Source organism: Microbispora rosea (genome assembly GCF_044460045.1).
In the GTDB taxonomy this organism is placed as follows: domain Bacteria; phylum Actinomycetota; class Actinomycetes; order Streptosporangiales; family Streptosporangiaceae; genus Microbispora; species Microbispora rosea.
The window spans coordinates 74,957-96,031 of sequence record NZ_JBITJO010000003.1; the positions used below are offsets into that span (position 1 = coordinate 74,957).

Genomic DNA, 21,075 nt, shown 5'->3' on the forward strand with positions numbered 1-21,075 from the left:
TGGGCCCGAGTCACTCGCCGCGGGCCCGGGTCATTCCCAGCGGAACGTGCGGGCGGCCAGGGCGAGCGCGGCCACCGTCCAGCACAGCAGCACGAGCAGCGCGCCGCCGGGGAAGCCGCCGGTGCTCAGGGCGTTCCGCAGCCCGGAGGTGAGCGCGCTGATCGGCAGCAGCCCGAGCACGTGTTGCACCCCGGCCGGGAACCGGTCCAGCGGGAACAGCACGCCGCCGAGCCCGAGCAGCACCAGGTAGACGAGGTTGGCGCCGGCCAGCGTGGCCTCCGCTCGCAGCGTGCCGGCCATGAGCAGGCCGAGGCCGCTGAAGGCCGCCGTGCCCAGCAGGAGGAGCGGCACGCCCCACAGCGGGTCGCCGTGCGGCGACCAGCCGAGCGCCAGCGCCACCGCGACGATCACGACGACCTGCAGCACCTCCACGGCGACGACCGCGACGGTCTTGGCCAGCAGCAGCCCGGTCCGTGACAGCGGGGTCGCGCCCAGGCGCTTCAGCACGCCGTACCTGCGCTCGAAGCCGGTGGCGATCGCCTGCCCGGTGAACGCGGTCGACATGACCGCGAGCGCGAGGATGCCGGGGGCGACGAAGTCGACGCGCGCGCCGCCGCCGACGTCCACCAGCGGGGCCGTGGAGAATCCGACGAGCAGCAGGATCGGGATGATCATCGTGAGCAGGAGCTGCTCGCCGTTGCGCAGCATGGCCCGGATCTCCGCGCCCGCCTGCGCGAGGACCATCCGGTGCAGCGGCGCGGCCCCGGGCCGCGGCGTGAGGTCCAGCGTGGCGATCGTGGTCACCGCAGCTCCCTGCCGGTCAGTTCGAGGAAGACGTCCTCCAGCGTGCGCCGCTCGATGCGCAGGTCCTCGGTGGTGACGCCCTCGGTGGCGCACCAGGCCGTGACGGTGGCGAGCAGCTGCGGGCCGACCTGCCCCTCGATGATGTAGTGCCCCGAGGGCGACTCCTTGGCGGCGCTGCCCGGCGGCAGCGCGGCCAGCAGTTCCTCCAGGTCGAGCCCCGGGCGGGCACGGAACCTGAGCTGGCGCTCGGCGCCGGTCAGCGACTCGGGCGTGCCCTCGGCCACCACCCGGCCGTGGTCGATGACCACCACGTGATCGGAGAGCTTCTCGGCCTCGTCCATCTGGTGGGTCGTGAGCACCACCGAGACCCCGGCGGCGCGCAGCGCGGCGACCAGGTCCCAGCAGGCGTGCCGCGCCTGCGGGTCGAGACCGGCGGTCGGCTCGTCGAGGAAGACCAGTTCCGGCCGCCCGATCACCGCGGCCGCGAGCGACAGGCGCTGCTGCTGGCCGCCCGACAGCCGCCGGTACGGCGTGCGCGTGTGGTCGGCCAGGCCGAGCAGGCCGAGCAGGGAGTCGGGGTCGAGCGGGTGGGCGTAGAACCGGGAGACCACTCGCAGCCACTCGCCCGCGCGGGCGGCGGGAGGCACCCCTCCCGTCTGCGGCATGATCCCCAGGCGCGGCTTCAGGGCGGGGTCGGCCGGGTCCAGGCCGAGCACGCGCACGGTCCCGCCGTCCGGCCGCCGGAAGCCCTCGCAGATCTCGATCGTCGAGGTCTTGCCCGCGCCGTTGGGCCCGAGGATCGCCGTGACGGCGCCCCGCGCGCAGGTGAGGGTCAGCCCGTCGACGGCCGTGGTGCCTCCGTAGCGCTTGACCAGCCCGTCGATCTCTACCGCCGGCGCGGCGCCACCCGCGCTGCCGAGCGTGCTCTCGAACGTGCTGTCAACCCCCGGCACTCCCACCGGCCTCCCCTCGCAGCACCGACCGCCGGAGCCGGCCGGATGCGGGCCGCCCTGGTCAGTCGTCGACGGCATCGAGTCTAGGGAGCGGGAGGCGCGCTCTCGTCGGCGAGTGCCGCCATTCCAGTCCAGGGAGGTAAAGGATGCGGAAAAGTCCCGTTGTCGCAGGTTAGGTAAGGCTTACCTGCGTGAGAAATTGCATCCCCGCCGACCTCACCTTGGGTTTGTCGCCGGGGAAGGAATTACGGCACACTGATGTTGTGAAAAACGTGCAGGGGAAGCAGAGCGCCGAGAAGGCCGTGGTGACACGGCCCGTTCCGGCGTCCCCTGTGCACCTGGACATCACCGCCGAGCGCGGCACCCGCGCCAGGGTGGCGCGGCTCATCCTGGAGCACGGCCCGGTGACGGCGGCGGCGCTCGGCGAGCGGCTCGGGCTTACCCCGGCCGCGGTGCGCCGCCATCTCGACGCGTTGCTGGCCGAGGGCATGATAGAGCCTCGTACGGCCCGCCCGCGCGGCCAGCGGGGGCGCGGCAGGCCGGCGAAGATGTTCGCGATCACCGATGCGGGCCGCAGCGCCTTCGTGCACGCCTACGACGACCTCGCGGGCAGCGCGCTGCGCTTCCTGGCCGAGCGGCTCGGCGGCGGGGCGGTGTCGGAGTTCGCGCGGGCGCAGGTGTCCGGGCTGGTGGGCCGGCTTGACGCGCTGATGCGCGAGGTCCCCGCCGAGCAGCGGGTCCGCGTGCTGGCCGAGGCGCTGTCCGCCGAGGGCTACGCGGCGTCGGCGTCCGCGACGGGCAAGGGCGGCGAGCAGCTGTGCCAGCACCACTGCCCGGTCGCGCACGTCGCGGCGCAGTTTCCGCAGCTGTGCGAGGCGGAGACCGAGGCGTTCGCCCGGCTGCTGGGCACGCCGGTGCAGCGCCTGGCCACGATCGCCAACGGCGACGGGGTCTGCACCACCCACGTGAGTTCACACGCGCTGGCCGCACGGCACGCGCGTCCCGATTCGACGACCGCCGATCCATCGACCACCACCGGTCTATCGGCCGCACATCTATCGAGCACATCGACGAGCAAGGAGTCCGGAAGGTGACTGTCACCGACCGCCCGGAGCTGGAAGGCCTCGGGAATTACAAGTTCGGCTGGGCCGACACGGACGTGGCGGGGGCCACGGCCCGTCGTGGGCTGTCCGAAGAGGTCGTCCGCAACATCTCCGCGCTCAAGAACGAGCCGGAGTGGATGCTCGACCTGCGCCTCAAGGGCCTTCGGCTGTTCGGGAAGAAGCCGCTGCCGACCTGGGGCTCCGACCTCACGGGCATCGACTTCGACAACATCAAGTACTTCGTCCGCTCGACGGAGAAGCAGGCGGCGTCCTGGGACGAGCTGCCCCCCGACATCAAGAACACCTACGACAAGCTCGGCATCCCGGAGGCGGAGAAGCAGCGCCTCATCGCCGGCGTCGCCGCCCAGTACGAGTCCGAGGTCGTCTATCACAAGATCCGTGAGGACCTCGAGGAGAAGGGCGTCATCTTCGTCGACACCGACACGGGCCTGCGTGAGCACGAGGAGCTCTTCAAGGAGTACTTCGGCACGGTGATCCCGGTGGGCGACAACAAGTTCGCCGCGCTCAACACCGCCGTGTGGTCGGGCGGCTCGTTCATCTACGTGCCGCCGAACGTGAACGTCGAGATCCCGCTGCAGGCCTACTTCCGGATCAACACCGAGAACATGGGCCAGTTCGAGCGGACCCTGATCGTGGTGGACGAGAACTCCTACGTCCACTACGTCGAGGGCTGCACCGCGCCGATCTACTCGTCCGACTCGCTCCACTCGGCGGTCGTCGAGATCGTCGTGAAGAAGGGCGCCCGCTGCCGCTACACGACGATCCAGAACTGGTCGAACAACGTCTACAACCTGGTCACCAAGCGCGCCGTGGCGTACGAGGGCGCGACCATGGAGTGGATCGACGGCAACATCGGCTCCAAGGTCACGATGAAGTACCCGGCCGTCTACCTGATGGGCGAGCACGCCAAGGGCGAGACGCTGTCGGTCGCCTTCGCCGGCGAGGGCCAGCACCAGGACGCGGGCGCCAAGATGGTGCACCTCGCGCCCAAGACGTCCTCGACGATCATCTCCAAGTCCGTGGCGCGCGGCGGCGGCCGCACCTCCTACCGGGGCCTGGTGCAGATCGAGGAGGGCGCGGCCGGCTCGGCCTCGACCGTCAAGTGCGACGCGCTGCTGGTCGACCAGATCAGCCGGTCCGACACCTACCCCTACGTGGACGTCCGCGAGGACGACGTGTCGATGGGCCACGAGGCCACGGTCTCCAAGGTGTCGGAGGACCAGCTCTTCTACCTGATGAGCCGCGGCCTCGGCGAGGACGAGGCGATGGCCATGATCGTGCGCGGCTTCGTCGAGCCGATCGCCCGCGAGCTGCCCATGGAGTACGCCCTGGAGCTCAACCGCCTGATCGAGCTGCAGATGGAAGGAGCGGTCGGCTGATGGGCCTGGAGACCAAGCCGCTGTCGACGCTGCACGAGAAGTCGTCGTACGACGTGACCGACTTCGCCGTGCCGACGGGCCGCGAGGAGGAGTGGCGCTTCACGCCGCTGTCGCGGCTGAAGGGGCTGCACAACGGCACGGCCGCCGTCACCGGCGGCGTCGTGGTCGACGTCGAGGCCGCGCCCGAGGTGCGCGTCGAGACCGTCGGCCGCGACGACGCCCGGCTCGGCAAGGCCTACACGCCGGCCGACCGGGTCAGCGCGCAGGCCTACTCGTCGTTCGAGAAGGCCACCGTCGTCACGGTGCCGAAGATGACGGCCGCCTCCCGGCCCACCGTGATCACGCTGCGGGGGTCCGGGGCGGGCGCCGCCGCCTACGGGCACATCCTCGTGTCGGTGGAGCCGATGGCCGAGGCCGTGCTGGTCCTCGACCACCGCGGCAGCGCCGTCTACGCCGACAACGTCGAGTTCGACGTGGCTGAGGGCGCGACGCTCAAGGTCGTCAGCCTGCAGGACTGGGACGACGACGCCGTGCACGTCTCGCACCACCACGCGCGGCTCGGCAAGGACGCGACGTTCCGCTCGTTCGTGGTCACCCTCGGCGGCGACCTCGTACGGCTGTCGCCCTCGGTGTCGTACACCGCCCCGGGCGGCGACGCCGACCTGACCGGCCTGTACTTCGTGGACGCGGGACAGCACCTGGAGCACCGCCTGCTGGTGGACCACAGCGTGCCCAACTGCCGCAGCAACGTGACCTACAAGGGCGCGCTGCAGGGCGACGCCGCCCACGCGGTCTGGATCGGCGACGTGATCATCCGGGCCGAGGCCGAGGGCACCGACACCTACGAGCTGAACCGCAACCTCATCCTCACCGACGGCGCCCGCGCCGACTCGGTGCCGAACCTGGAGATCCTCACCGGCGAGGTCGCGGGAGCGGGCCACGCGTCCGCCTCCGGCCGCCTCGACGACGAGCACATCTTCTACCTGCAGGCCCGCGGCATCCCGTTCGACGAGGCCCGCCGCCTGGTCATCCACGGCTTCTTCGCCCAACTGCTGGAGAAGATCGAGGTGCCGGAGATCCGCGAGCGCGTCATGTCCGCGGTCGAGGCGGAGCTGGCCCGATGAACGCCGAGACCGCCCACTGGGAGAAGGTCTGCCAGGTCGGCGACATCCCGGACGGCGGCGTCCTCGGGCTGGAGGTCGGGGAGACGCCCGTCGCGCTGGTGCGGACCGCCGGCGAGGTCTTCGCCCTGCACGACGTGTGCTCCCACGCCGAGGTCCGCCTCAGCGAGGGCGAGGTCTACGACCACACGCTGGAGTGCTGGCTGCACGGCTCCTGCTTCGACCTGCGCACCGGCAAGCCCACCGGGCCGCCGGCGACCAGGCCCGTCAACGTCTACCGAGTCAAGATCGAAGGCGACGACGTGTACGTCTCGCTCTCGAAGGAGTAAATACAAGTGTCCACCCTTGAGATTCGTGACCTGCACGTCGCCGTGGGCGACAAGGAGATCCTGCGCGGCGTCGACCTGACGGTCCGCAGCGGCGAGACGCACGCCATCATGGGCCCGAACGGCTCGGGCAAGTCCACGCTGGCGTACGCCGTCGCGGGGCACCCCAAGTACACCGTCACCTCCGGCTCCGTGCTGCTCGACGGCGAGGACCTGCTGGAGATGTCGGTGGACGAGCGCGCCCGCGCCGGCCTGTTCCTCGCCATGCAGTACCCGGTCGAGGTGCCCGGCGTCAGCGTGTCGAACTTCCTGCGCTCGGCGATCACCGCGGTCCGCGGCGAGGCGCCCAAGCTGCGCGAGTTCGCCAAGGAGCTGAAGTCGGGCATGGACGCGCTGTCCATCGACCCGGCCTTCGCCCAGCGCAACACCAACGAGGGCTTCTCCGGCGGTGAGAAGAAGCGCCACGAGATCCTCCAGCTGGAGCTGCTCAAGCCCAAGATCGCCGTCCTGGACGAGACCGACTCCGGCCTCGACGTCGACGCCCTGCGCGTCGTGTCCGAGGGCATCAACCGGTTCCGCGCGAGCGGCGACACCGGCGTGCTGCTGATCACCCACTACACCCGCATCCTGCGTTACGTGAAGCCGGACTTCGTCCACGTCTTCGCCGGCGGGCGCGTGGTGGAGGAGGGCGGTCCCGAGCTGGCCGACAAGCTGGAGAACGAGGGCTACGAGGCCTACACCTCGAAGGCGGCGTCCGCCTGATGAGTGCGCCCGGCTTCGACGTGGAGAGGATCAGGAAGGACTTCCCGGTCCTCGGCCGCGAACTTTCCGGAGGCAGGTCGCTGGTCTACCTCGACTCCGGCAACTCCTCCCAGAAGCCGACCCAGGTGGTCGAGACCATGCGCGACCACCTGACCTGGCATTACGGCAACGTCGGCCGGGCGCTGCACGTGCTGGGAAGCGAGTCGACCGAGGCGTACGAGGCCGCACGCGACAAGATCGCCGCCTTCGTCAAGGCCCCGTCGCGCGACGAGATCGTGTTCACCAAGAACGCCTCCGAGGCCCTCAACCTCGTGGCGTACGCCTTCGGCAACCCCGTCGGCGAGGACGAGCGGTTCCGGATCGGCCCCGGCGACGAGATCGTCATCTCGGAGATGGAGCACCACTCCAACATCGTGCCGTGGCAGCTGCTCGCGCAGCGGACCGGCGCGACGCTGCGCTGGTTCCCGGTGACCGACGAGGGCCGCCTCGACATCGAGGGCCTGGACGAGCTCGTCAACGAGCGCACGAAGATCGTCTCGATCACGCACCAGTCGAACGTGCTCGGCACGGTCAACTCGGTCTCGCCGATCGTGGCCCGCGTGCGCGAGGTCGGCGCGCTGATGATGCTCGACGCCTCGCAGTCGGTGCCCCACCAGCCCGTGGACGTGACCGAGCTGGGCGTCGACTTCGTCGCGTTCACCGGGCACAAGATGGTCGGGCCGTCCGGCATCGGCGTGCTGTGGGGCCGCCGCGAGCTGCTCGACGCCATGCCCCCGTTCCTCGGCGGCGGCGAGATGATCGAGGCGGTCTGGATGGACCACTCGACGTACGCGCCGGTGCCGCACAAGTTCGAGGCGGGCACGCCGCCCATCGTCGAGGCGATCGGCCTCGGCGCCGCGGCCGACTACCTGACCGCCGTCGGTATGGACCAGATCAAGGCGCACGAGAAGGAACTGGTCGCGTACGCGCTGGAGGCGCTGCCGGAGGTCCCCGGGCTGAGGATCATCGGCCCGCGCACGCCCATCGCCCGTGGCGGCACGATCTCGTTCACCCTGGAGGGGATCCACCCGCACGACGTGGGGCAGATCCTCGACGACGTGTACGGGATCGCGGTGCGGGTAGGTCACCACTGCGCCCGGCCGCTCCACCTCAGGTTCGGAATTCCGGCGACCACGCGGGCGTCTTTCTACCTGTACAACACGACGGCCGAGATCGACGCACTGGTCCGCGGCCTCCACCACGTGCAGAAGGTGTTCGGCTGACCCATGATCGGTGAATCCATGTACCAGGAGCTGATCCTGGAACACTACAAGCATCCCCAGGGGCGGGGACTGCGTGATCCGTACGACGCGGAGGTGCACCACGTCAACCCGACCTGCGGCGACGAGGTGACGCTGCGCGTGAAGGTGGCCGACGGCGGCAAGGTGCTCGACGTGTCCTACGACGGTCAGGGCTGCTCCATCAGCCAGGCCGCCGCCTCGGTGCTGCACGAGCTCGCCACCGGCTCCACGGTGGAGGAGTCGCTGTCGGTGGTGGAGGAGTTCACCCGGCTCATGCAGGGCAGGGGCCAGGTGGATCCCGACGAGGACGTGCTGGGCGACGCGGTGGCCTTCGCCGGTGTGGCGAAGTTCCCCGCCCGCGTCAAGTGCGCGCTGCTGGCCTGGATGGCCTACAAGGACGCGCTGATGAGGAGCCAGGGATGACCGGCCGCCCCGGCCGCGTTGGGAATTACGGCGCCGCGCCGCGGGCGCCGCGAGGTGAGGAGACGACGTGAGCAAGCCGACCGAGACCCCGACGGGCACCGTGACCGAGGCGCCGACGGGGACCTACGACGGGGAGACCTCCCTCGACGACGTGGTCGAGGCGCTGAGGGACGTGGTGGACCCCGAGCTGGGGATCAACGTGGTGGACCTCGGCCTCGTGTACGGCGTCAACCTCGACCCGGCCGGCGAGGGCGAGCGCCCGATCGCCACCATCGACATGACGCTGACCAGCGCCGCCTGCCCGCTGACCGACGTGATCGAGGACCAGGCCAACTCGGCGCTCGCCGACATGGTCTCCAACGTGGTCATCAACTGGGTGTGGCTGCCGCCGTGGGGTCCCGACAAGATCACCGACGAGGGCCGCGACCAGCTTCGCATGCTCGGTTTCAACGTCTGACCGGCCGGACCGGGTCCGGTCCTGCCACCCGTGTGTCCGGGGCCTCGCGCCCCGGACACACGCGTTCCGCCGGTCGTCCCCCCCGGGTGCTCACAATGCGGTGCTCACAATGCGGTGCTCACAATGCGGTGCTCACGATGGGGTGCTCACGATCCGGCGTTCGGTACGCGGCGGTCGCGATGCGGTGCCGTGACACGGCGCCCGTGATACGGCGCCCCGCCGCCGTCCGCCCGCGGAATCGCCGTCGCGGAGCGGGAATGCCGTACAGTTGTTCTTTGCTTTGCATTGTGCGACGTGAGTGTCGGGCGTCCGTGGGATGCCGCCACCCGGCGGTCTCCACTTCTGCGGGACGCGCTCACGGCATCACTCGGGCGTAGGCCGCTCACTTTCCGGCCCTCGGCGCCCCGATCGGTACGGCTCGCTCGCCGTACGTGTAACGGCTCGTCCTTTCGCAGAAGTGACGCGCCCACGTGTTCCGGCACGTTCTTTCTACGAAAGGCACGATTTCGTGACCATGCTTGACCTCGGTGAGGGCACCGAGACCCGCGCCGAGTTCGCACTGCTGGGTCTGCCCAAGCCGCTCGTGGCGGGGCTGGCCCGGCAGGGCATCACTGAGCCGTTCCCCATCCAGCGGGCGGCCATTCCCGACATCCTCGCCGGCTATGACGTCCTCGGCCGGGGCCAGACCGGCTCCGGCAAGACGCTCGCCTTCGGCCTGCCCACCCTGACCAGGATCGCGGGGGAGAAGGCGCGCCCCGGCCGGCCTCGGGCCCTCGTCCTGGTGCCCACCCGCGAACTGGCCCTGCAGGTGGCCGACACCCTCGAACCGCTCGGCCGTGGGCTGTCGCTGCGCACCCGCACGGTCGTCGGCGGCATGTCCATGGGCCGCCAGATCGAGGACCTGCGCCGGGGGGTCGACATCGTCGTCGCCACGCCCGGCCGGCTGACCGACCTCATCGAGCAGGGCGAGTGCGCGCTGGACGATGTCCAGATCACCGTCCTCGACGAGGCCGACCACATGTGCGACCTCGGGTTCCTGCCCGTGGTCAGCGCGCTGCTCGCCCGCACGCCTTCGGACGGGCAGCGCCTGCTGTTCTCCGCGACGCTCGACGGCGACGTGGACACGCTGGTCACGCGCTTCCTGACCGACCCGGTGATCCACTCCCTGGATCCGGCCACCTCCTCGGTGGAGACGATGGAGCACCACCTGCTCCAGGTGCACCGTGACGACAAGGTGGACGTGACGGCGGAGATCGCCAACCGGGACGGCCGCACGATCCTGTTCGTCCGCACCCAGCACGGGGTGGACCGCATCGTGAAGCAACTCGCCCGGTCGGGGGTCCGCGCGGGCGGCCTGCACGGCGGCAAGCGGCAGAACCAGCGCACCCGCATCCTCGACGGGTTCCGCGAGGGCAGGATCGGCGTGCTGGTCTGCACCGACGTCGCCGCCCGCGGCATCCACGTGGACGACGTGAGCCTCGTGCTGCACGTGGACCCGCCGGCCGACCACAAGAGCTACCTCCACCGCGGCGGCCGTACGGCCCGCGCCGGCGAGCGCGGCGTGGTGCTGACGCTGGTCCTGCCGAGCGAGCGCCGCGCCGCCGAGTCGATGACCCGAAAGGCGGGGGTGACCCCGTCCCGTCACCGGGTGGCGCCGGGCGACCCGATCCTGGCCGAGATCGCCGGGGCCAGGCGGCCGAGCGGCGAGGCCGTTCCGGTGTGGGAGCCCGACGTGCGCAGGCCGCTGCGGCCCGCGCGGGACGACCGGGCGCCGGGCCGCAGGCGGCACGGCGGCGACCGTGTTCGCGGCACCGACCGCCCCGGTGACGGGGACGGCCGGCGCAGGCGGTCCGAGCAGGGTGAGCGGTCCCGCGGTCCCCGGACCGGCGACGGCTGGGCCGAGGGCCGCACCGAGTCGCGCGGCGGCCACCACCGTGGCCGTACGGGTGGGCACGGCGGCCAGTCCGGACACGGCCAGGCCGGCGGATACAGCGGCGACGGCGGTCAGGGCGGCTACGGCGGCCAGGGCGGCCAGGGCGGTTACGGCGGCCAGGGCGGCCAGAGCGGCCAGAGCGGGCGCGGAGGCTACGGCGGTTACGGTGGCCAGGGTGGTTACGGTGGCCAGGGCGGACGCGGAGGCTACGGCGGCGACGGCGGCCGTGGCGGACGCCGCGGCCGCGGCAGCCGCTTCACCGGCCGCTGAGTCGTCATCACCATGATTGCCTGAAACACCGCACCTCCACCGGGCCGTCCTTATGGGCGGCCCGGTGGCGTATGGGGCCGTGCTTGACGCAAACTATGTAGACCGGTCTAGTGTGGCATGCATGATCGGAATCATGGCCCACGGGACCGGCGCCCGGCCAGCATCCCACGGCAACGGTGCATCCCCCGGCAGGCGGGCGCCCCTGGACGGCGAGGCGACCCGGGCAGAGCGTACGGAGGTGTCGCCGTGAGCGCCGGGGAGAGGCACGCGCTGGTCCTGGGCGCGACCGGCTTCGTCGGGCGCCATCTGGTCCTCGCGCTCGGGCAAGCGGGCGTCCGGGTGAGCACGGCGAATCGGAGCCGCGAGTCCTACCGGCGGCTCGCCCGCTGGCTGGCCGAGCACGGGCACGACGAGGCTCCGGCCGACCTCCGGGTGGATTTCACCAAGGCGTCGCCGGTCGAGGGGGAGCTCGGCGACGTCACGGAGGTCTACAACTGCGCCGGCGCCTACCGGTTCGGCATGACGGCGGACGAGGCGCGCCGCGCCAACGTCGACAGCGTCCGCGCGGTCGTCGCCTTCGCGGCGCGACTGCCGCGGCTGCGCCGCCTCGTCCACGTCTCCGGGTATCGGGTGGGCGGGCAGGACCCCCGTCCCTGGAGCGAGGAGCGGCGGCGGGCGACCTACCGGGCCCTGGGCGCGTACGAGGCGTCCAAGGTGGAGGCGGACGCCGTCTTCCGGTCCGAGGCGGAGCGGCTGGGCGTGCCCTGGTCGGTGGTCAACCCGGCCAGCGTCATCGGCGACAGCGTCACCGGCGAGGCCGGCCAGTACCTCGGGCTCGCGTCGACCCTGCGCGACCTCTGGCAGGGCGATCTCCCGGCGGTGCCCGGGAACGCGCGCACGTTCGTGCCCGTGGTCGCGGTCGACCACCTCGCCCGGTTCATGACCCTGCTGCCGGTGGACGAGGCCGCCGAGCGCGCCTCCTACTGGCTGCTGGACGACGAGACGCCCACGCTGCCCGGCCTGATCGCGCTCGTCGCGGAGCATTACCGGGTCACGGCGCCCCGGGCGCGGGTTCCGGTGGCCGTGGTGAAGCGCCTGCCCCGCCGGCTCACGAAGGCGGATCCGGAGACGCTGACGTTCCTGTCGAGCGACCGCTATCCCACCGCCTCGGCGCGCGACTTCGCCGCTCGCCACGGCCTGACCATGCCGGACACCGCCACGACGATCCGCCGCTGGGCCGACCATCTGGCGGCGAGCCGGTTCGGGGACGTCCCCGCCGGCGGCAGACGGTTCACCGCTCCGGGCGGGGTGCGGACGTTCGAGCTCGGCGAGCCGGGCGCGCCCACGGTGGTGCTGCCGGGTCTGCCGGTCAACGCCGACACCTGGGCGCCGGTCGTCGCGGCGCTGGGCCGGGCCCGCGCCGCCGACCTGCCGGGGCTGGGGATGAGCGCGGGGGATCGCGACGACTGGCCGTCCTGGCTGACGGCCCTCGTCACCGAGACCGGCGCGCGTCACATCGTCGGTCACTCCATCGGCGCCGCGGCGGCGGTGGAGGCGGCGTCCGCCCGTCCGGACGCGGTGGAGCGGCTCACGCTCGTGGCCCCCTTCTTCCTCCAGGCGCGCCCGGCCTCCACCCCCCGGCTTCTGGCCCGCCGGTATCTCGGCCGGGTCTCGTCCCGGGCGCTGGCCGAGCGGCTCACCGGAGACCCGGCGCTCGCGGCCGCCCTCGAATCGAGCGTGGCGGATCTGCGCCGCGGCGCCGCCGCAACCGCGGCCCGGCTCCTGACCGCCGCGGCGTCGTCCCGGTGGCGGGCGGACCTCCGGGCCGAGCTGGCACGTTACCCGGGGCACGTGCATGTCGTCGTGGGCTCCCGCGACCCTCTCAGCCCGGAAGGACGGGCCCTTCTGGACACGCTCCCGCGGGCCGCCGTGACGGTGATCCCGGAGGCCGGTCATCACCCCCAGCTGACGCACCCGCAGGAGGTCGCCCGAGCCGTCGGCGCGGGGAATCGATCCCCGGGCGCATCGGCCGTCGGCCCTTCAGGCCGCTCAGCACGATCCCGCGGGTGAAAGAGCGCCGGAAGGTGAGGAAGAAGGCGATCGGAAGGCCGCGCTCTCGTCGCCGCCGGTGGGCCACGTGCAGAGTCGGCACTGAACCGGATGAGTTTCGAGAGGGTGTTTCATCCCGTCAATCCGGGCGTCACGCCGTTCAGGGCGTGATCACGCAGGTGAACGGCGGGAAAGATGGTGAGCCGGATTCCGGCGAATGGCTCTTAATCGGATCAGAAGTCTGAAACAGGGCACTTGTGTAACCTTGCGGCGTACACGAGCCCAGGCCCACCACCTCACGGGAGCCCCCATGTTCGTCGACATGCCCCTTGACCAGTTGCGCGCGTACCTGCCGGAGCGCCGGGAGCCCGCCGACTTCGACGCTTTCTGGGACCGCACGCTGGCCGAGGCCCGCACGCACGACCTGAACCCTGTCTTCGAGCCGTACGAGGCCGACCTCGCGCTGGTCGACGTGGCCGACGTGACGTTCTCGGGATTCGGCGGGCATCCGATCAAGGGATGGTTCATCGCGCCCGCGGGCGCGTCCGGCCCGCTGCCGTGCGTGGTGGAGTTCATCGGGTACGGCGGCGGCCGCGGCCGGCCGCACGACTGGCTGCTGTGGCCGGCCGCGGGATACGCGACCTTTGTGATGGACACGCGCGGGCAGGGCGGCACCTGGCGCTCGGGCGACACCCCCGATCCGGTGGGCGGCAACGGCGCGCAGATCCCCGGCAAGCTCACCCAGGGCGTGTTCGACCGGGACGACTACTACTACCGGCGGCTCTACACCGACGTCGTACGCGCGGTCGAGGCGGCCAGGTCGCACCCCCTGGTGGACGCCGCGCGGGTCGTGGTGACCGGAGGCAGCCAGGGCGGCGGCATGGCGCTGGCCGCCTCCGCGCTCGTGCCGGACCTCGCCTACGCGTTCGTCAACGTGCCGTTCATGTGCGACATCCGGCGCGCCGTCGAGATCACCGACGAGGAGCCGTACGGCGAGCTGGGCCGGTTCTGCGGCATCCACAGGACCCGGGTCGAGGACATCTTCGCGACCATCGACTACTTCGACGGGCTTCACTTCGCCGCGCGGGCCCGCACGCCCGCCCGGTTCTCCGTGGCCCTGCGCGACGGCGTGACCCCGGCCTCGACCGTGTTCGCGGCCTACAACCACTACGCCGGTCCCAAGGACATCACGGTCTGGCCGTTCAACGGTCACGAGGGCGGGGAGTCGCAGCAGGCGCTCGAGCAGCTCAGGCTGGCCAGGAAGATCCTCGGCTGAGCCCGATCCCCGAGGCCCGATCCCCCGGGGGCCGATCTCCCGGGAATCGAGCCCGGGAGTGGGGCCGATCTCGCAGGGTGGACGCGGGGAGCGGCGGCCCGCCCCCGCGACTACCCTGGGGCCGATACCCTGAAGGCGCACGCCCACGATCCGAGAGAGACCATGAAGACCTTCGAAGAGCTGTACGCCGAGCTGGCAGAGAAGGCGCGCACCCGGCCCGCGGGGTCCGGCACCGTGGCCGCCCTGGACGCCGGCGTCCATGCCATCGGCAAGAAGGTCGTCGAGGAGGCCGCGGAGAGCTGGATGGCGGCCGAGCACGAGTCGGCGGACCGGGCGGCCGAGGAGATCTCGCAGCTGCTCTATCACGTCCAGGTCCTGATGCTGGCGCGCGGAATCGGGCTGGACGAGGTCTACAAGCATCTGTAGCCGCCACGGCGGCCGCAGATCGTCCATCGACCTCGTTCTTGCCTGAAAGGATCTTCCACCCATGCTGCGCATCGCCGTACCGAACAAGGGCGCGCTCTCCGAAGCCGCCCAGACCATGCTGAAAGAGGCGGGCTACCGCCAGCGCAGGGACAGCAAGGAGCTCGTGGTCGTCGACTCCGAGAACTCCTGCGAGCTGTTCTTCCTCCGCCCGCGCGACATCGCCGTCTACGTCGGCGAGGGCACCCTGGACGCCGGCATCACCGGGCGCGACATGCTGTTCGACTCCGGCGCCCCCGCCGAGGAGGTCATGCCGCTCGGGTTCGGCCGGTCGACGTTCCGCTTCGCCTCCGCGCCGGGCGCCCACTCCGGTGTGACCGACCTGTCCGGGCTGCGCATCGCCACCTCGTACGCCGGGCTGCTCGGCAAGCACCTCGCCGACCAGGGCGTGGACGCCCGGGTCATCAAGCTCGACGGCGCGGTCGAGACGGCGATCAGGCTCGGCGTCGCCGACGCGGTCGCCGACGTGGTGGAGACCGGCACGACGCTGCGCAACGTCGGCCTCGAGGTGTTCGGCGAGCCGATCGCGCACTCCGAGGCCATCTTGATCAAGCGGGCCGGCGCCCCCGAGGCCAACGGCTTCCAGCAGCTCATCCGGCGCCTGCAGGGCGTGCTCGTGGCCCGCGACTTCGTGATGATCGACTACGACATCCGGGCCGAGCGCATCGACGAGGCCATCGCCATCACCCCGGGCATGGAGGGGCCGACCGTCTCCCCGCTCCACCGCGAGGGCTGGGTGGCCGTGCGGGCGATGGTCCCGCGCAAGGGCCACCAGCAGGTGATGGACCAGCTCTGGGAGATCGGCGCCAAGGCGATCCTGGTCACCGCGATCTTCGCCTGCCGTCTCTGAATCAGGCTGTTCCGGCCCGCTGTCACCGGGGCGCACCGTGTGTCAAGATCGCGTCATGATGCGATTACATCGTCTGCTGGTGCCTTTGATGTGCGCGCTCACCCTCGCGGCGGGCGCGCCCGCCGTCGCGGCGGAGCGTTCGGCGACCAGCGCGGGGGCGGCGGACGTCCCCGCGACGCAACTCGACGCGATCCGCAGGCTCGACTTCATGGTCGGGAAATGGGCCGGCTCGGGATGGGTCGACACCGCCACCGGCCGGCAGGAGTTCCTCCAGACCGAGAAGGTCGCCTACAAGGCGGGCGGCCAGGTGCTCACGGTGGAGGGCGAAGGGCGGGACAAGGCCGATCCGCGCAGGATCGTGGACACCGCGCTCGCGGTCGTCAGCTACAGCGACGCGACCGGGCAGTACCGGTGGGAAGCGTTCTCCCAGGGGCACGTCACCGAGTCCGTGCCCGTGGTCGGCGACCACACCTTCCAATGGAGCCTCCAGACCGGGGGGCCCACCATCCGCTACACCCTGAGCTTCACCGGCAGAACGTGGCACGAGGTCGGTGAGTACACCCTCGACGGCGGCGCCACCTGGCGGCAGAACTTCCAGATGGACCTGAGACGAGTGGCCTGACGATCCCGGCGTTCCCTCCCTCCCCCCCGCGCGGGGGAGGGAGGCGGGTGACAAATGTCATCGCGAAGGCCGGAGACGCGGCACTGATGATCGGGCACGCCCGATCCCTACCGTGAAGGCATGAACGCCATCGCCTTCACCGGCGTCACGAAGAGATACGGGGACGTCCTCGCGGTCGACGGCCTCGACCTGGAGATCCCGGCCGGCGCCACGGTCGCCCTCCTCGGGCCGAACGGGGCCGGGAAGTCCACCTCCATCAACATGCTGCTGGGCCTGCTGCGGCCCAGCTCCGGGGAGATCCGGGTCTTCGGCTCGCCGCCCGAGACGGCGGTCGCCGACGGGGAGATCGGCGCGATGCTCCAGGAGGGCGCGCTGATCCCCGAGCTGACCGTGGCCGAGACCGTGGACTTCGTCCGGCGGCTCTACCCCCGTCCGCTGCCGCTGGAGGAGATCCTCCGGCTCGCCGACCTCACCGAGCTCGCCCGGCGGCGGGCCGACCGGCTGTCCGGCGGCCAGACCCAGCGGGTCCGGTTCGCGCTGGCCATCGCGGGCGGTCCGAGACTGCTGCTGCTCGACGAGCCCACCGCGGCCATGGACGTCGAGTCCCGCCGCACGTTCTGGGACAACATGCGGGCGTACGCCGCGGGGGGCCGGACGATCCTGTTCGCCACCCACTACCTGGAGGAGGCCGACGAGAACGCCGACCGGGTCGTCGTGATCGCCCGCGGCCGGGTCGTCGCCGACGGCAGCGCCGCCGAGATCAAGGCCGGGGTCGCCGGTCAGGCGGTGAGCTTCCTGCTGGGCGACCAGCCGGTCGCCGGGCTCGACGCCCTGCCCGGGACGACCGGCGTGGAACTCCAGGGCGGCCGGGTCACGCTGCGCACCACCGACCTCGACGCCACCGTCGCCGCCCTGTATCGCAAGACCACCCTCGACGTCCGCGACCTCCAGGTCCACGGGGCCGACCTGGAGGACGCCTTCCTCGCCCTCACCAAGGAGGCCTGACGATGCGGCACTACATCAAGGTCGAAATGCTGCGGATGCTGCGCAACAAGCGCTACATCATCTTCGTGGTGGCCTTCCCCGTCGGGTTCTACCTCCTCTACTCCAACCTCTGGGGGTCGGAGTCCGACCAGGCGACCGGGCTGCGCGGCAGCGTCCTGCTGATGGTCTCGATGGCCGCGTACGGCGCGCTGGCCGCCGCCATGATGTCGACGGCCGTGCCCTGGTCGCAGGAGCGGCACAGCGGCTGGCTGCGGCAGCTCCAGATCACTCCGCTGCCGGGCCGGGCGATCATCCTGACGAAGCTGGCCTCCTCGATGCTGCTGGTGCTGCCGGCGCTGCTGCTGGTCGGCCTGGCCGCGGTGCTGACCCAGCACGTCTCGCTGCCGCCGCTGCAGTGGGCGGAGCTGATCCTGGCGATGTGGGTCGGCACGATCCCGTTCGCGGCGCTGGGTCTGGCGATCGGATCCCTGCTGCCGCCCGACACCGCGCAGCCCGTCGCGATGATCGGCATGTTCGGGCTGGCCCTTCTCGGCGGGCTCTGGTTCCCCGAGAGCATGATGCCCGCCGCCATGAAGAGCATCGCCCACGTGACCCCGTCGTACGACTACGCGCGCGTCGGATGGCAGATCGCGGCGGGCGAGGCCCCGCACGCGGCCGACGCGGCCGGCATCCTCGCCTGGGGGGTGGCCTTGGTGGCGCTGGCGCTCGTCGCCTACCGTCGTGCGACAGTGCGCGCCTGAAGGAGCAGTGCAACGGTGCGCGCCTGAAGGAACAGTGCGACGGTGCGCGCCTGACATCCACCATGTTCGGAGGGACAGCGGGATGAGCCGGCTGGCCAACGTGTTCACCTTCGGCGGGATCGAGGAGCGTCCCTCCCGCCTGAGGCGCCTGATGGGCATGTCGCTGGGCCTGATCTACCTCTTCTACCCGGTGTCCGAGGTGATCGACGGCACGGTGAGCGGCGCGCGGGCGGTCTGGTGGATGGGCGCGCTCGCGGCCTTCGTGGCCGTCTATCTGGCGGTCGTGCTGGGGCCGCGCGATCTCGATCACCACCCCCGGTGGATGTTCCCCCTGCTCGGCGTCGTGACGACGATGGCGGCCGTCTTCCCGTTGATCTTCCGGAGCCCCTCCTGGCTGACCCTGCTGGTCTACATGGTGGTCGTCTACGCGATGGGCCTGCAGCCCCGCCGCGCACTGCTGGGAATCGCGGCGATGGCCGGGCTCGTCCTCGCCGAGGGCAAGGTCATGGGCGCCGACGACGGCACGGTGTGGGCGCTCGTGCTGCAGATCATCACGCTCGGCGTGCTGTTCGTGAGCGTCCGCAACACCCGCGTCCTCGTCGTCCAGCTCAGGCAGGCGCAGAGCGAGGTCGCCAGGCTGGCCGCCACGGAGGAGCGGCTGCGGATCGCCCGGGACCTGCACGACCTGCTGGGACACAGCCTCTCGCTCATCGTGCTCAAGAGTGAGCTGGCCCGCCGCCTGGGCGAGCAGGGCTCGAAGAAGGCCGCCGGAGAGGTGGCGGACATCGAGTCGGTGGCGCGGCAGGCGCTGGCCCAGGTGCGCGAGGCCGTCAGCGAATACCGCCGGCGCCGCCTGTCGGAGGAGATCGACGGCGCCAGGTCGGCGCTGGGCGCCGCCGACGTCGCCCTCACCGTGCGCACCCGCGGCACCCCGCTGCCCGAGGACCTCGACGGCCTGTTCGCCTGGGCCGTGCGCGAGGCCACCACCAACGTCGTACGGCATTCCGGGGCCACCCGCTGCGAGATCGACGTGTCGTACGGCGAGGAGGGCGCGGTGCTGGAGATCGCCGACAACGGCGGCGGCGCGTACGAGCCGGGCAACGGCCTCACCGGGCTCGGCGAGCGGGTGCGTGCGGCGGGCGGGAGCCTGAAAGTCGAGGCCGGCAAGCATGGGTTCAGGGTGCGGGTGGCGGTTCCGCCGCCCCTGGACCGTACGGCCGAGATGATCGCGGATAGGTTGGGCCAGTGATCAGGGTCGTGCTGGCGGAAGACCAGAGCATGGTGCGGGGAGCGCTCGCCTCCCTGCTCGGCCTGGAGCCCGACATCGAGGTGGTCGGAGAGGCGTCGGACGGCGACGAGGTGATCGGCGTCGCCGAGGCGACCAAGCCGGACGTCGCGCTGCTCGACATCGAGATGCCCGGCAGGGACGGGATCTCCGCCGCCGAGGAGCTGCGCCGCCGGGTCCCCGGGTGCCGGGTGGTGATCCTCACGACCTTCGGCAGGCCCGGCTACCTGCGCCGCGCGATGGAGGCGGGGGCGGTGGCCTTCCTGGTGAAGGACAGCCCGGCGAGCGAACTCGCCGCCGCGATCAGGCGGGTGCTGCGGGGCGAGCGCGTGATCGATCCGGGACTGGCCGCCGCCGCGCTCAGCGCCGGGCCGAACCCCCTGTCGCCGCGCGAGCGCGACGTGCTGTCCGCCGCCGCGGACGGCTCGACGATCAACGACATCGCGCTGCGGCTGCACCTGTCGGAGGGCACGGTGCGCAACTACCTGTCGGCGGCCATCCACAAGACCGGCGCGCGCAACCGGATCGAGGCCGTCCAGAAGGCCCAGGCGCAGGGCTGGCTCTGACCGCGAGGCGGGTTCAGCGGGCCGACCGCGACTGGAGGTCGGCGGCGTGCCGCAGCAGGTCGCCGACCCGCACCACGCCCATGCACCTGCCGACTTCGTCGACCACCACGAGGTCGTCGTACACGCGGGTGTTGTCCCGCCCCGCCACCTGCATGGCCGCGATCACCGGGGTCGTCTTCGCCACGATCTTCGCCGTGTCCGCCAGGCGGCCGGCCGCCTTCTTCGCGTGCAGCGCGTGGCCGTACGCCCCGGCCATGAAGAGCAGGAACCGGCTGCGGTCGATGCTGCCCTGCGGCCGCTGGTATTCGTCCACCAGGATCACGCTCGTGATCGAGGGCTCGGCGCTCAGCACGGCGACCACCTCCTCGGCCGTCGACTCGGCCGGCAGCGTGACCGCGGGGAGCAGGAGCTCCTGCACCCGGGGGCCCAGCGACGCGGTGGCGGCGGTCGCCTCCGGCACCGGCAGCGGCACGTGGACCCGGTTGTACCCGTGGGAGGGCCGCCAGTCGAACGGCGCGAGCAGGGGACCCTGCGCGAGCCGGATCCCCCAGCCGCGTACGGCCGCGAGCTGTGTCTCGTCCCGCACGCCCGGGGCGAGCACGTGCGCGCCGACGCCGCGCGCGAGCCGGACCAGCGACTCCGCGAGCGCGCCGCGCCGGGGATCGCGCGGCCCTCGTGCCACCACGTCGGGGGACAGCGCGATCATGTACGGCGAGGCGTCGGCGAGCAGGTCGAGCGGCAGCGCGGCGGTGCCGATCCCGCCGAACGCGATGAGGTAACCCACCGCCCGCAGCCCGTCGATCCCGGACAGCAGGGCGGTGCGCTCCACGGACGCGGAGCCGCCCTCGATCACGAGGATGACCTCGCGGGGACGCCGGTTGCACACGCGCATGGCCTCGTGCAGCGACGCGAGGCCGGCCGAGCCGCCGGCCACGGCGGCGGCGGAGATCGGCAGGACCAGCGGCAGCAGGGCCTCCTCGCGGGCGGCGGCCAGCAGACCGTTCACCGTGCTCGCCATGCCCGGGCCGCCGTAGGAGGCGCCCTCGCTGATCACCTCGACGGCCACGGCGCCGCCGGTGTCGAGATCGACCACCGGGAGGAAGACCGGGGTGGCCGGGCCGGGGAGGCCGGACGCGGAGGGCGCGTGCCCGCGCTGGTCATATGGCTGGGCGGGGGCCGCGGGGGTGTATCTCCGCACCATGGTGGCCGGGTCGTGCTCCCGCGCGACGTCGGCCGTCGGATGTTCCCACCCGCTGTCCGGGGGGAACGGGGTCGCCGGGGCCGCGCCGGGCGCCGGGACGCGTTGAGAGGTCGCGGCGGGCGGCGCCGCCGGGTGGACGGGGAGCGACACGATTGAATTCTGGGAC

The 21,075-nt window shown here is 71.8% G+C and carries 21 protein-coding genes; 18 read left to right on the forward strand and 3 right to left on the reverse strand.

Annotation, left to right across the window (positions count from 1 at the left end):
• Positions 1-30: 30 nt before the first annotated feature.
• Positions 31-744, reverse strand: coding sequence for an ABC transporter permease (locus ACIBK1_RS12800; protein WP_051761567.1), 714 nt, complete (start codon positions 742-744; stop codon positions 31-33).
• A 56-nt stretch (positions 745-800) separates the two neighbouring features.
• Positions 801-1,757 (reverse strand): ABC transporter ATP-binding protein, encoded by a 957-nt coding sequence (locus ACIBK1_RS12805; protein ID WP_051761543.1) that lies wholly within the window; start codon positions 1,755-1,757, stop codon positions 801-803.
• A 263-nt stretch (positions 1,758-2,020) separates the two neighbouring features.
• Between ACIBK1_RS12805 and ACIBK1_RS12810 the strand changes: the two genes are divergently transcribed.
• The 18 genes from ACIBK1_RS12810 to ACIBK1_RS12895 all read left to right on the forward strand — a co-directional run bounded on the left by ACIBK1_RS12810 (position 2,021) and on the right by ACIBK1_RS12895 (position 19,708).
• On the forward strand, positions 2,021-2,851 hold the full coding sequence (locus ACIBK1_RS12810) for a helix-turn-helix transcriptional regulator (protein WP_081903426.1): 831 nt from the start codon (positions 2,021-2,023) through the stop codon (positions 2,849-2,851).
• Positions 2,848-4,260 carry a Fe-S cluster assembly protein SufB gene (gene sufB, locus ACIBK1_RS12815; RefSeq protein WP_030507291.1) on the forward strand — a complete coding sequence of 471 codons (1,413 nt, stop codon included), beginning with the start codon at positions 2,848-2,850 and terminating at the stop codon, positions 4,258-4,260. The genes ACIBK1_RS12810 and sufB overlap by 4 nt, the downstream gene beginning before the upstream one ends.
• Entirely contained in the window at positions 4,260-5,384 is a 1,125-nt protein-coding gene (sufD, locus tag ACIBK1_RS12820) for a Fe-S cluster assembly protein SufD (RefSeq protein ID WP_396734563.1), read from the forward strand. The genes sufB and sufD overlap by 1 nt, the downstream gene beginning before the upstream one ends.
• A complete protein-coding gene (locus ACIBK1_RS12825) occupies positions 5,381-5,710 on the forward strand; it encodes a non-heme iron oxygenase ferredoxin subunit (RefSeq protein ID WP_030507289.1) in 330 nt (109 codons plus the stop codon). Before sufD ends, ACIBK1_RS12825 begins: the two co-directional genes overlap by 4 nt.
• 6 nt (positions 5,711-5,716) lie before the next feature.
• Entirely contained in the window at positions 5,717-6,469 is a 753-nt protein-coding gene (gene sufC / locus ACIBK1_RS12830) for a Fe-S cluster assembly ATPase SufC (RefSeq protein WP_076441416.1), read from the forward strand.
• A complete protein-coding gene (locus ACIBK1_RS12835; protein ID WP_396734566.1) occupies positions 6,469-7,731 on the forward strand; it encodes a cysteine desulfurase in 1,263 nt (420 codons plus the stop codon). Before sufC ends, ACIBK1_RS12835 begins: the two co-directional genes overlap by 1 nt.
• Positions 7,732-7,734: 3 nt before the next feature.
• On the forward strand, positions 7,735-8,172 hold the full coding sequence (gene sufU, locus ACIBK1_RS12840) for a Fe-S cluster assembly sulfur transfer protein SufU (protein WP_030507286.1): 438 nt from the start codon (positions 7,735-7,737) through the stop codon (positions 8,170-8,172).
• A gap of 67 nt (positions 8,173-8,239) precedes the next feature.
• Positions 8,240-8,629 carry a metal-sulfur cluster assembly factor gene (locus tag ACIBK1_RS12845; RefSeq protein WP_030507285.1) on the forward strand — a complete coding sequence of 130 codons (390 nt, stop codon included), beginning with the start codon at positions 8,240-8,242 and terminating at the stop codon, positions 8,627-8,629.
• A 514-nt stretch (positions 8,630-9,143) separates the two neighbouring features.
• A complete protein-coding gene (locus ACIBK1_RS12850; protein WP_030507284.1) occupies positions 9,144-10,832 on the forward strand; it encodes a DEAD/DEAH box helicase in 1,689 nt (562 codons plus the stop codon).
• Positions 10,833-11,078: 246 nt separating this feature from the next.
• Positions 11,079-12,902 carry an alpha/beta fold hydrolase gene (locus ACIBK1_RS12855; protein ID WP_396734569.1) on the forward strand — a complete coding sequence of 608 codons (1,824 nt, stop codon included), beginning with the start codon at positions 11,079-11,081 and terminating at the stop codon, positions 12,900-12,902.
• A gap of 289 nt (positions 12,903-13,191) precedes the next feature.
• The gene (locus tag ACIBK1_RS12860) at positions 13,192-14,157 is read left to right on the forward strand and encodes an acetylxylan esterase (RefSeq protein WP_030507282.1); all 966 of its coding nucleotides are present in this window, start codon (positions 13,192-13,194) and stop codon (positions 14,155-14,157) included.
• 162 nt (positions 14,158-14,319) lie between these two features.
• A complete protein-coding gene (locus tag ACIBK1_RS12865; protein WP_030507281.1) occupies positions 14,320-14,583 on the forward strand; it encodes a phosphoribosyl-ATP diphosphatase in 264 nt (87 codons plus the stop codon).
• Positions 14,584-14,644: 61 nt separating this feature from the next.
• Positions 14,645-15,490 (forward strand): ATP phosphoribosyltransferase, encoded by an 846-nt coding sequence (hisG, locus tag ACIBK1_RS12870; protein WP_030507280.1) that lies wholly within the window; start codon positions 14,645-14,647, stop codon positions 15,488-15,490.
• A gap of 55 nt (positions 15,491-15,545) precedes the next feature.
• The gene (locus tag ACIBK1_RS12875; RefSeq protein ID WP_143734694.1) at positions 15,546-16,112 is read left to right on the forward strand and encodes a hypothetical protein; all 567 of its coding nucleotides are present in this window, start codon (positions 15,546-15,548) and stop codon (positions 16,110-16,112) included.
• Between the two features lie 120 nt (positions 16,113-16,232).
• A complete protein-coding gene (locus ACIBK1_RS12880) occupies positions 16,233-17,117 on the forward strand; it encodes an ABC transporter ATP-binding protein (protein ID WP_030507278.1) in 885 nt (294 codons plus the stop codon).
• A gap of 2 nt (positions 17,118-17,119) precedes the next feature.
• Positions 17,120-17,857 (forward strand): ABC transporter permease, encoded by a 738-nt coding sequence (locus tag ACIBK1_RS12885; RefSeq protein ID WP_357317918.1) that lies wholly within the window; start codon positions 17,120-17,122, stop codon positions 17,855-17,857.
• An 82-nt stretch (positions 17,858-17,939) separates the two neighbouring features.
• A complete protein-coding gene (locus ACIBK1_RS12890; protein WP_051761540.1) occupies positions 17,940-19,106 on the forward strand; it encodes a sensor histidine kinase in 1,167 nt (388 codons plus the stop codon).
• Positions 19,103-19,708, forward strand: coding sequence for a response regulator transcription factor (locus ACIBK1_RS12895; RefSeq protein ID WP_030507275.1), 606 nt, complete (start codon positions 19,103-19,105; stop codon positions 19,706-19,708). The genes ACIBK1_RS12890 and ACIBK1_RS12895 overlap by 4 nt, the downstream gene beginning before the upstream one ends.
• Before the next feature lie 13 nt (positions 19,709-19,721).
• On the opposite strand, the gene ACIBK1_RS12900 is transcribed toward ACIBK1_RS12895, so the two are convergent.
• Positions 19,722-21,059 (reverse strand): EAL domain-containing protein, encoded by a 1,338-nt coding sequence (locus ACIBK1_RS12900; RefSeq protein WP_396734574.1) that lies wholly within the window; start codon positions 21,057-21,059, stop codon positions 19,722-19,724.
• Positions 21,060-21,075 lie beyond the last annotated feature (16 nt).